The sequence below is a fragment of the Halobacteriovorax sp. HLS genome, from assembly GCF_004006665.1.
In the GTDB taxonomy this organism is placed as follows: Bacteria; Bdellovibrionota; Bacteriovoracia; order Bacteriovoracales; family Bacteriovoracaceae; genus Halobacteriovorax.
The window spans coordinates 158,354-169,837 of the sequence record NZ_QOCL01000014.1 but is presented as its reverse complement, the minus strand read 5'-3'; the positions used below and the strand labels follow the sequence as shown (position 1 = coordinate 169,837).

Annotated in this window: 12 protein-coding genes; 8 read left to right on the top strand and 4 right to left on the bottom strand. The window is 34.2% G+C overall.

Features of this window, described 5'->3' with window-relative positions:
- Positions 1 to 17 precede the first annotated feature (17 nt).
- From DPQ89_RS14845 to DPQ89_RS14810, 8 genes are all read left to right on the top strand, one after another.
- A complete protein-coding gene (locus DPQ89_RS14845; RefSeq protein WP_127717822.1) occupies positions 18 to 950 on the top strand; it encodes an NAD(P)-dependent oxidoreductase in 933 nt (310 codons plus the stop codon).
- Between the two features lie 11 nt (positions 951 to 961).
- Positions 962 to 1,960, top strand: a complete 999-nt coding sequence (locus tag DPQ89_RS14840; protein WP_127717821.1) for a kinase — start codon at positions 962 to 964, stop codon at positions 1,958 to 1,960.
- 87 nt (positions 1,961 to 2,047) lie between these two features.
- Positions 2,048 to 3,694, top strand: coding sequence for a hypothetical protein (locus DPQ89_RS14835; protein ID WP_127717820.1), 1,647 nt, complete (start codon positions 2,048 to 2,050; stop codon positions 3,692 to 3,694).
- A 7-nt stretch (positions 3,695 to 3,701) separates the two neighbouring features.
- On the top strand, positions 3,702 to 4,676 hold the full coding sequence (locus DPQ89_RS14830) for a Gfo/Idh/MocA family oxidoreductase (protein WP_127717819.1): 975 nt from the start codon (positions 3,702 to 3,704) through the stop codon (positions 4,674 to 4,676).
- Between the two features lie 91 nt (positions 4,677 to 4,767).
- Positions 4,768 to 5,622, top strand: coding sequence for an imidazole glycerol phosphate synthase subunit HisF (gene hisF, locus DPQ89_RS14825; protein ID WP_127717818.1), 855 nt, complete (start codon positions 4,768 to 4,770; stop codon positions 5,620 to 5,622).
- 4 nt (positions 5,623 to 5,626) lie between these two features.
- Entirely contained in the window at positions 5,627 to 6,256 is a 630-nt protein-coding gene (gene hisH, locus DPQ89_RS14820) for an imidazole glycerol phosphate synthase subunit HisH (protein ID WP_127717817.1), read from the top strand.
- Positions 6,257 to 6,270: 14 nt separating this feature from the next.
- On the top strand, positions 6,271 to 7,488 hold the full coding sequence (locus tag DPQ89_RS14815; protein ID WP_127717816.1) for an N-acetyl sugar amidotransferase: 1,218 nt from the start codon (positions 6,271 to 6,273) through the stop codon (positions 7,486 to 7,488).
- Positions 7,481 to 8,428 carry a Gfo/Idh/MocA family oxidoreductase gene (locus tag DPQ89_RS14810; RefSeq protein WP_127717815.1) on the top strand — a complete coding sequence of 316 codons (948 nt, stop codon included), beginning with the start codon at positions 7,481 to 7,483 and terminating at the stop codon, positions 8,426 to 8,428. Before DPQ89_RS14815 ends, DPQ89_RS14810 begins: the two co-directional genes overlap by 8 nt.
- On the opposite strand, the gene DPQ89_RS14805 is transcribed toward DPQ89_RS14810, so the two are convergent.
- Genes DPQ89_RS14805 through DPQ89_RS14790 form a run of 4 tightly spaced genes read right to left on the bottom strand, consistent with a single transcriptional unit; the run spans position 8,425 to position 11,483 of the window.
- Complete coding sequence (locus DPQ89_RS14805; protein WP_127717814.1) at positions 8,425 to 9,129, bottom strand: nucleotidyltransferase family protein; 705 nt, start codon at positions 9,127 to 9,129, stop codon at positions 8,425 to 8,427. The genes DPQ89_RS14810 and DPQ89_RS14805 overlap by 4 nt on opposite strands.
- Positions 9,126 to 9,872: an oxidoreductase gene (locus tag DPQ89_RS14800; RefSeq protein ID WP_127717813.1), complete on the bottom strand. Its 747-nt coding sequence runs from the start codon at positions 9,870 to 9,872 to the stop codon at positions 9,126 to 9,128. The genes DPQ89_RS14805 and DPQ89_RS14800 overlap by 4 nt, the downstream gene beginning before the upstream one ends.
- Complete coding sequence (locus DPQ89_RS14795; protein WP_127717812.1) at positions 9,865 to 10,569, bottom strand: cytidylyltransferase domain-containing protein; 705 nt, start codon at positions 10,567 to 10,569, stop codon at positions 9,865 to 9,867. The genes DPQ89_RS14800 and DPQ89_RS14795 overlap by 8 nt, the downstream gene beginning before the upstream one ends.
- Entirely contained in the window at positions 10,566 to 11,483 is a 918-nt protein-coding gene (locus DPQ89_RS14790) for a Gfo/Idh/MocA family protein (RefSeq protein WP_164848447.1), read from the bottom strand. The genes DPQ89_RS14795 and DPQ89_RS14790 overlap by 4 nt, the downstream gene beginning before the upstream one ends.
- Between the last annotated feature and the right edge of the window lies 1 nt (position 11,484).

Below are 11,484 nucleotides of genomic sequence, written 5' to 3'. Positions count from 1 at the left end.
AAAAGAAGGGAGTTTTAATGAAAGTTTTAGTTACTGGTGGTGCAGGTTATATTGGTTCAACTTTAGTACCTATGCTATTAGACGAGGGACACCAAGTTACAGTCATAGATAATTTCATGTTTAAGCAAAACCCTTTGCTTGATCAATGCCACAAAGATAACTTAACAATCATAAATGGAGATGTGAGAAACGAAGAGCTAATGCTGTCTCTTATTCCTGGTCATGATGTATTAATTCCTCTTGCTTGCCTAGTTGGAGCTCCACTTTGCAATAAAGACCCAATGGCAGCTAAAGCTGTAAATACGGACGCCATCAAGTTTTTGTATGATAATAAATCTGACAATCAAATGCTCATTTATCCATGTACAAACAGCGGCTACGGTATTGGAGAGGCAGATATCTTCTGTGATGAAAGCTCTCCCTTAAAACCAATTTCTCTTTATGGAAAACTAAAGGTAGAGACTGAATCATACTTACTTACTAAAGGTGAAGCTGTATGCTTTAGATTTGCGACCGTTTTCGGGTCTAGCCCTAGAATGAGGCTTGACCTTCTGGTTAATGATTTTACCTATAAAGCTATAAATGATGGATATATTATCTTGTTTGAATCTCATTTTAAGAGAAATTACCTACATGTTAGAGATGCTGCAAAAGCATTTATTCACACGATCAACAACTATAACCAGATGAAAGGGAATACTTATAATGTAGGTTTAAGCACTGCAAACTTAAGTAAGAAAGAGTTGTGCGATGAAATCAAAAAATTTGTTCCAAACTTTATGGTCTCTGAATCTGAAATAGGCAAAGACCCTGATCAGCGTAATTATATTGTTAGTAACGAGAAGATTGAAGCCACAGGCTATAAAACAGACTATTCCCTACAAGACGGCATCAAAGAACTTCAAAAAGCCTTCTCTATAATTAAAAGAACTGAGTACGCAAACATATAAAAGGTAAATTTATGATTATTTCAAAGACACCATTCAGACTATCTTTTTTTGGAGGTGGGACTGATTATAACTCTTGGTTTGAAGAGAATGGTGGCTTAATTATTGGCAGTACTTTCGACCAATATAATTACATTACCTTAAGAAGGTTACCCCCTTTCTTTGAACATAAGACTCGTATCGTTTACTCTAAAACTGAACAAGTTAACTGCAACTCTGAAATTGAACATCCCTCAGTAAGAAACTGTCTCAAGCTAACAGATATAAATGATGGATTAGAAATACACTATGATGGAGACTTACCAGCTAGAAGTGGTATTGGCTCGTCCTCTAGTTTCACATGTGGAATGCTCAATGCACTTCATGCATATAATCATAAAATGATTAGTAAGGAGGAGTTAGCGAAACAAGCAATACATGTTGAACAAGTAATGAATAACGAAAGTGTTGGTATTCAAGACCAAATACTAACAGCGTATGGTGGTTTAAACATTATAGAAATGGGACCAGGCAATCAATACAAAGTACTCCCACTAATTTTAGGGAACGAATTTAAAAGAAATTTTGAATCTCATATAATGTTAGCTTTTTCAGGACAAACAAGATTCTCGTCTGATAATGCATCAAAACAAATAAATGAAATTAAAAATGGATCGATAAACACTCAAATGAAAGAAATCCACTCTATTGCTAAAGAGGGTTTAGGGCTCTTTCAAAAAGAACGAGACTTCAAAGATTTTGGGAAACTATTTGATACAACCTGGAAAATAAAAAGAGGGCTTACAAAAATAATTTCTAACTCTTATATTGATGACGCATATGAGATCGCAATCAAGAATGGAGCGTACGGAGGAAGACTACTCGGCGCAGGAGGCGGTGGTTTCATGATGTTCATCGCACCTCCAGAAAAACATCAACAAATCAAAGAAGCTTTGGCAAAAAATATTAAAGTCTGGGTGCCATTCAAATTTGAATACCTCGGATCTCACATCACACTATATAACCCTCAATAATTCATGAAGACTTATACATTTTATAAGATTCACTATGCTAACTTTTTATTGGCTTATTTCTTAAGCTTTTTTGGTAAAGTAAAAGTTATGACTATTTCTAAAATTCCTCTTGGAAAATTTGAAATACTAAATGACTTTCGAGACCATGATCACTGGCACGATGCAGAGGAAGAAGCTTTTTATTTCTCCAAAGAGTTTCTTCAAAGTAAAAAGGATAAGGTAAAGAATGACTTTTTATATACCGAATATTTTAATCAACTAGAAGTTATTCAAGTTGAACAGTTTTTCTTTTTCAATTATCTCTCTAAAGAAAATACAATTTTTCATATGATCTATTTTTTAAGTCATATGAAATACTTAAATAGAAATAAAACAACACTTCTACAATTTACCAACAATATACTCGATTATTTTTACTTACTTACCGAAACTTTCTTTGAAGTCATAAGAGAGATCATTAAAGCGCTCATAGCAATAAAGAAAACGTCCTCACTTGACTTAAGCAAAATTAAAGTTGTTTGCTCAGGAATTAGTCCCTATGCAATACCATCAAAAGAGAAAGATCTGAGTTTTTTCTGGTTGACCCTAAACAAGATAACAAAAGAGAGCGAAACCTTATTTCTCTTACCTGTCTCGCCAAATAAAAAGCAAACTCAACAACTTCTTGAAAGAAAGATCCTTTTTTTAACAGAAAGAGAAATAACAACTATTCTTTCAAAAACGAGGAGATTTACTTTTCTGACTCAACTCTTTTTTCTTATCTTAAAAAAGTTAAAAGACTTAGCTTCTCCTAATTACCAAAAAAGACAAATAGCTATTCTCAAAATTCAAGCACTAAAATGGGAAGCTTTCTTTAAAAAAGTGAAACCAGCTATTTATCTAACATCCTTGTCAACGGCGTGGCCATCTCCTCCAGAGTCTCTCTTAAAAAAACAATGTAACTTCAAACATGTTATATGGTTTTATGGAACAGGAGAATTTCACTACTCTAATAAAAATCCTCATTTTCAAGACTTAAGTATAAGGTTCTCTTTATTTAATGCTGACCAAGCTTGGCTTTGGAATAAGAATTTAGCAGACTTATTTTCAAGGAGGAAGATTTCAGATTACAAAACAGAGTTCATAATAACTGGCCCTATAATTTACAGTAAGCTTATTCCCCACCCTCTTCCCTCAAGTAAATCCACTAAAGTTGCAATCTTTGATATACCGTCTATCAAGCCTGTCGACAGAGTTAAATTAGGAATTGGCCCTTTTACTACTTTCGAAATTCAGAATGCCTTCTATACTGACTTATTAAAGTTGATTCGTAATTACCCATCAATCACTTTCATATTTAAAGAAAAGAGAAGGTATCAAGAAAAGTTTGAATTAGTAGATTCATTTGAAGAAATCAAAAAACTCCCTAATGTTGAACTAAGGGACCCATTAGAAAACCCTTTACAGGTTATACATGATGTTAATCTTTCAATAAGTACACCTTTTACTTCACCTTCAATTTATGCTGAAACCTTAGGAAGAGCGGCTATTTACTATGATCCTCTGAATTGTGCTCAATATACAGCAGACAGGGCAATTAATGAAATGACCGTCAGTAATTTTCAAGATCTTGATCAGAAGATTAAACTTTTAATTAAGGGAGAACTCTTTCCCATTAAATCATTTCAAAAAATTTCCCCGGAATCGACGATAAAAATAATTAAAGAACAAATTAAAAACCTTTCAACTAAGTAGAGAAATTATGAAAAATATTGTAATAATTGGGGCAGGACAATTAGGGAGTAGACACCTTCAATCGATAAAGTCCGTTGACGTAGAAGCCTTCAATATCTTCGTCATAGACCCATCTCGAGACTCACTCAGCGTAGCCAAAGAAAGAAGTGACCAAATAAACAACGATATACACAAGATCACCTTTGCTACAAGTCTCAAAGAAATTATTGCTCAAGACATATATTTTTGTGTCGTAGCAACAACTAGTAATATCAGGGCCACAGTTGTTAGAGATCTCCTTGAAGTATGCAATGTCTCTAATTTATTACTAGAAAAAATATTATTTAACACTGAGTCACAATACGCCGAAATAGGAACTCTACTTAAAGATAGAAACGTTAACTGCTGGGTTAACTGCTGTATGAGAATGCAAAGTGTTTATAAGCGTTTGACTAGGGAATTATCAAAGAAGAAGTTTACATACAATGTTACAGGTTCAAACTTTGGAAATATTACAAATGCGATTCATTACATAGATCATGCTTGTAGTATATCAAAGTCACATACATTTTTAGCGGACCTTCAGTCGCTCGAGCCAAATTTAATCGAAAGTAAGAGAGTTGGTTTTTTTGAGATAAACGGACACATAAAATGTCAATTTCCAGATAATAGCGTTATAAATATCACATGCTTCCCAGAGGGGACATTACCAGTACTGATAGAGATTAATACAGAAGACTCAAGATTTATCTTCAAAGAAAATGAAGACAAGTATTTAGAATCATCAACTAACACGGCATGGCAATGGGAAGAAAAAGAGCTAAACCTTCTCTACCAAAGTCAATTAACTGCAAATTTAGTTCTTGATCTCCTTAACAACCAAAATATAAGCCTTCCACGATACGAAGAGTCAAAAGATATACATCTTTCTTTACTGATTCCCTTAAAAGAACATCTATTAAAAAGCAAAAAACAAATTGAAACTGATTTTCCCTTTACCTAAGAATCTCGATATAAGACCCTACTTAAAAGGGTCTTATATCTATACAAAATAGGCCTCCTCATATAGAATTTTGCCTATTAAAAGGTAATATATGAGAAAAATACGTATCATTTCGCGCTTAGACATTAAAGGGCCTAATCTTGTTAAAGGCATCCATCTCGAGGGATTAAGAGTGCTGGGCGACCCGCAGAGTTTTTGCGAATATTACTACAATAATGAAGCAGATGAAATATTCTACATGGACTGTGTCGCCAGTCTTTTTGAGAGAAATAGTTTAGATGAAATTATAACAAAAACTTCTCAGAAAACTTTTATTCCAATCACTGTTGGTGGTGGTTTAAGAACAATAGAAGATATACGAAATGTACTTCAGCAAGGTGCAGATAAAGTCTGTATTAATACTGCTGCAATTAAAAATCCTCAATTTATAAGACAAGCATCACAATTATTTGGTTCTTCAACAATTGTTGTAGCAATTGAAGCTATTAAACAAGAAAACGGTGCCTACTTTGCTTTTATAGATAATGGTAGAGAGGAAACAGGTAAAGATATTGTTGCATGGGCCAAAGAAGTTGAGTCCCTAGGTGCGGGAGAAATAGTAATTACTTCCGTCGATAGAGAAGGAACAGGAGAAGGTTTTGATATTGACCTTATTAAGTCTGTTACTGACGTTGTCTCAATTCCAGTTGTAGCACATGGAGGAGGGTCATCCCTTGAAGATACTATTCAAATGATCAAAGAAACAAACGTGAGTGCAGTTGCAATTGCATCTGCATTTCATTACGACACAATCAATAATGCAAAGTTTATAAATAATGTTTCCACATCAGAAGGAAATAAAAACTTTATAAATAGTGGTAAAAGATTTTCTAAGATTAATACATTTTCAATTTTAGAACTTAAAGATGCTTTAATCAAAGCAGACATACAGTGTAGACGAGGTTGAGAGTTTGAAAAATGTAGCAATTATTGACTATTCGATCGGTAACCTATTCAGCGTTCAACAAGCTTGCAAAGAGGTAGGATTAAATCCATTTCTTGTATCTACTCCTAAAGAACTAAAGTCCGCAGACGCACTAATACTTCCTGGAGTTGGTGCTTTTGCACAAGGAATGCAGAATTTAGTTACCTCTGGCCTTGATGAAGAGATTAAATCTTTTATCAAGACAGGTAAGCCTTTCATGGGAATTTGCTTAGGCATGCAACTACTTTTAAAGAGTAGTGCTGAATTTGGTGAATCTAAAGGTCTTGGTATCATAGATGGGATTGTTAGAAAGCTTCCAGACAATAACAAGAATCTTCCTGTACCTAAGATTTCTTGGGATGAAGTGAATGAAAAAGATATCAGTTGGGATAATACTCCATTACAAGGTATTAAGAACAAGACTGACTTCTATTTCGTACACTCGTACTACTGTGATTTAAGCTCAACCGAAAATGAGCTATCCTACACTACTCATGGAGAACTAAATTACTGTTCTTCAATTTTAAAAGACAATGTATTTGCAACTCAATACCATCCAGAAAAAAGTTCTAAAAGCGGACTTCAAATATATCAAAACTGGAAAGATTTAAACTAAAAAAGAGAGATAAAATGGCAAACTTATACGGCCTTCCTGATGAAGTAATTTTTTGTAAAAAATGTGTAATGTCCAACCAAAGACCTACTTCATCTGTAGAATTTAAACACACTCTAGACAGTAAAAAAGGAACTATGGGCTTCGATAACGAAGGTATATGCGATGCTTGTAGAGTTAATGAAAGCAAAGATAAAATCAATTGGGAACAAAGAGAAGCAGAGCTTGTTGCCCTACTAGATAAACATAGAAAAAATGATGGAAGCTATGACTGTCTCGTTCCGGGTAGTGGGGGAAAGGATAGTGCTTATCAAGCGCATATTCTAAAATATAAGTATGGAATGAATCCGCTTACAGTTACTTGGCCACCAATACTATACACGGAATACGGTCTTAAGAACTTTAGAAACTGGATTGATGTTGGAGGTTTCGACAATTTAAGCTTTAACAGAAATGGTAAAGTTATGAAGCTTCTAACTAAGCTTTCTATCCTTAATATATTACACCCATTTCAAACATTTATCCTAGGACAAAAAAACCTAGCTCCTAAGTTAGCTGCCAAATATGACATTGACCTTATTTTCTACGGCGAAAATGAAGCTGAGTATGGTAATCCTATCGCCGATAACACTTCATCGTTGAGAGATAAATCATATTTTAGCTACAGCCACCTTGATGAAATCTATCTTGGAGGAGTTTCAATTAAAGAGCTTCAAGAAGAACATAATGTTAGATTATCTGACTTACAATCTTTTCTTCCAATAACTGAAGCAGAACTAGGTAAATCTAAAATTGATGTTCACTATCTTGGTTATTACCTGAAATGGACTCCGCAAGAAGTATATTACTACGCTGTTGAAAACACTGGCTTTAAAGCTAGACCATTTAGAACTCAAGGTACTTATAGTAAGTACAATAGTATTGACGATAAGATTGATGACCTTCACTACTACACTACATTTATAAAATTTGGACTCGGTAGAGCAACATATGATGCTTCACAAGAAATTCGTAATAATCATATAACAAGAGAAGAAGCCCAGGCACTAATCAAAAAATATGATGGAGAATTTCCTGATAGATACTTTGATGAAATCATGGAGTACCTAGATATTACACCTCAACAGTTCCATGATACTTGCGACAAGTTTCGCTCTCCTCACCTTTGGGGTAAAGACTCCGCAGGAGAATGGAAACTTAAGCATAATGTGTGGAATGGTGGTTTAAATGACTAATAGAATCGCTATTATCGGAGCTGGTCCAATTGCAATTGAATATAGTAAAATACTCACTAAGCTAGAACAGGAATATATCGTCATTGGTAGAGGGGAAAGTTCGGCAAATTCATTTAAGCAGGCCACTGGACGAGATGCCCTCGTTGGCGGAATTGATAAAAATAAAGAAGCTATCTTAGTATGCAATAAAGCTATAGTTGCTGTTTCAGAAGATCAATTGGATATTGCGACAGTTGCTTTATTGGAACTTGGAATAAAAGATATATTGGTAGAAAAACCAGGAGCCTCTACTATAGAGAAAGTCCAAGCAGTAAAGGACTTAGCTCAGAATAAGAATGCAAAAGTTCACTTAGCTTATAATAGAAGATATTTCTCTTCTGTTCTTGAGCTAGAAAAAAGAATTTTAAATGATGGCGGTTTAAAGTCGTTTCACTTTGAATTCACTGAGTGGAGCCATGTCATTCAAGACATTCCTAAAAATCCAGGGGTTAAAGAAAATTGGTTCTTTCAAAACTCTAGTCATGTTATCGACTTGGCATTCCATTTAGGTGGTTCTCCTTTAAAGATGAATAGCTTAAAAACTTCTGAACTTGATTGGCATCCAAATGGATCTAATTTTGTCGGCTCTGGAATTAGTGAAAAACATGCCCTTTTTACTTATCAGGCCAATTGGAAGGGACCTGGAAGGTGGGCCCTAGAATTCATTACTGCAACCAACCGCTACTACTTAAAACCAATGGAGCAACTCCAAGTACAAGAACTTGGAAGTGTTGCCGTAAATAAGATAGAAGTAGACGATAGTTTAGACCAAGAGTTTAAGCCGGGCTTCTTTCTTCAAACGAAAGATTTTATTGAAAATAAAAAAGGTAACTTAATTAGCATAGAAGAGCAAAACTCAAAATCTAATATCTACCTTCAAATCCTAAATGGCGAAAATTAAGTCCATTTAGGAATTAACGTCTGTGCAGAGTAATAGTCCTCAGGAATACCTATATCGAGAAAGTTTCCTGAGACTTCTACTCCTGACAAGGCATTAAGCTTAATCAACTCAGGAAATACTTCACTCTCTAAAGAAACAAAGCCTTCAGCTATGTATTTAATAACATCCTTATCAAGAAAATAAACACCGCCATTAATTAATCCAGAGACATGAAGAGACGAATCTTTTTCTATAAATTCTGAAATCAAACCTTCATCTAGAGAAACTCTTCCATACCTTGAACAATCTTCTATCTTCTTCAAGGCCAGAGCATATTTGGTTTTACAGCTATTCATAAATAATTTTAAATCAACATCAAAGAATGTATCGCCATTAAGTACAATAAACCTAGAGAAGTCGCTATGCTTCTCAATGGCCTTTTTTATAGCTCCTCCTGTTCCAAGTGGAGAATCCTCAAAAGAGTGACTTAAATTAAGTTCAGTATCGTCATACTCAGTGGCAAAGTTTTCAATAACAGAAGCCTTATATCCAGTTAAAAAACATATATTTCTAAAATCATTCTTCTTAAGATATTTTAAGACATAGTATAGAAAGGGCTTATCTCCAATAGGGGCCATTGGTTTAGGAACATCACTTACAACTGAAGATAATCTTGTCCCCTTACCTCCAGCTAAAACTAAAACCATTACATCTGAAATCATATAGAAAACCCGTCGTCTACAACAATATTCTGACCTGTGACAAACTTAGACTCATCAGAAATAAGAAAGCGAACAGCTCCAACGAGGTCTTCAGGATTTAACATTCCCTTACTATTACAATATTTTTTATAATTATTAACAAAAGATTCTGGTTGTCCATCCAGAACCCCCCCAGGACTTATAGCATTAATCCTAACTCCAGAACCTTTAATTCTTTGAGAGATAAATTTGGTTAAAAATACTAGGGATGATTTAATAGAAGCGTACTCTGGCCCATTAGTCATTTTAGTTTCTTTATAAATATCAAATTTTGGAGCACAAACACCGTAAATAGATGAGAAGTTTACGATACTGCCAAGGCCTTGCTCCATAAAGAGTGAAGCAAACTTTTGAGAAAGATTAAAGTAGCCACCAAGATGTAAAGAATGGTTCTCATTAAAATCTTCGAGCTTCACATCAAATAGATCTTTTCCAAAGTTCTTATTTCTAGGGTATGCAGTATTTACTACTGCATCAATAACTCCATAATTCTCCTTAAGGTTTGCAATAAGTTCAATTACAGAATCCTCCGAAGTTATATTAGCAACTACATATTTTCCACCATGAGGAGAAACTATATCTTTTAAAGAATCCTCATTTATATCAACCGCAACTAGATTGATATCGTCTTTAACAAGCTCATTATAAATAGCTTTTCCGATCAACCCCGCTGCTCCCACAAGAATTATATTTTTTTTACTCATTTCTATCTCTCATTAATAGTTCTACTATTTTAAAGTCTAATTCAGAATCAATATCGTAAGCCGTCTCTTCACTCATTTCAAAAAGTACTGTCTTTGGCATCAACACCTTATCTGAGTTTAAAAGTGCATTTCTAGACCATCCATAGATCGAAGCATTCATATCAAAACACCTCGGAGAATCTTGACGTCTGACAATCCCCTTTTCTAAGCTTTTTACTAAACGTGAGAATCCACTCTCATTTTCTTCAACGAGATTAAAGTAAGGAGATCTTCTTGCGTGACAACCTGTTATGACATTATCAATCTCCTCACTTCTCGATTGAAGTATATCAAAAACTCCTTTAATGTCAGAAACTTTTCTCAAAGGTGATGTAGCATCTAGATCAATGACAAAGTCAAAGTTCATGCCACTTTCTTTTTCGCTCTCGCTAAAACAATGTTGAATAACAGGAAGCTTAGCAGATGTATCAGTTGCCAAATCATCTGGTCTCTTTATTAGAAAATCAGCCCCATACTCTTTGGCAATACTCAAGATTTGATCACAATCACTACTGACTGATATAACATCAAAGAGATTACTCTCTTTTGCTTGTAAAATACTATGAGCAATTAAGGGTATAGAGTTTAATTCTCTAACATTCTTATTCTTTACGCCCTTAGAGCCACCTCTTGCACAAATACTACATAAAACTTTCATAAGTTAATAAACCTTTTATCATTAGATGATACTTCTATAGCTTCAATTACTTTAAGAGTCTCAATTCCTTCTTCGTAAGTACATAACTGAGAATAATCCTCGGCAAGTATGGCCTTAGCTTGTCTTTCATATGACTCGGCCATGTCGAATTTAAGATCGACTTTCTCACCATTCTTCAATAAGTGATTATTGACGAGATCTAGTTCATACGTATTTGATTTAGTATTTAGTATTATAAATCTACGAGGAAACTTATTTAAATAGTTTAGCCCTATTGTGATATTGCTCGTATTTTCAGACTCTAAAACAATATTCGAAAAGTCTTCTGTCTCTATTTCCAGATCACTACAATTCCCACTTATAGAAAACAAGGACTTTATTCTTCCAGCCAAAAATGCAGTATAATCGATTTCATGACTAAGGTCTCTTACAACTCCTCCACCTTTTTCTGAGCAAGCGGAGTAGCTTTTCCTATAATCTGTTCCTTTTCTCCAATCGGGAAGATACTGACCAACAAAGCACGTTAATCCAGTTATTCCTTCTGTTTCTATAATTTCTTTTAGAAGACCAAGTCCTCTATTAAATCTAATATTATAAAGGACGAATATTCTTTCTTTAAAGGTATCTGTAACAAAACTCAACTGTGACATTTTATTAAAAATAGGTTTTTCAATAAAAATATTTCCTTTAAATTTTTGTTCAATTATTAATTGCAAACATTTTTCATGATCATTTGTTTCTGTAGCAACAATTATATGATCTGGATTAAATATACTTAATACATCATTTAAAGAGTTAAAATGTTTTTGGTCTAATTTTCTTCTCGAGAGAAAACAAACTTCACAACCATTGTCCTGAAGAATATTAAAATGCTTTGTACCAATTGAGCCGGCTCCCCAAACACAGACCTTCACA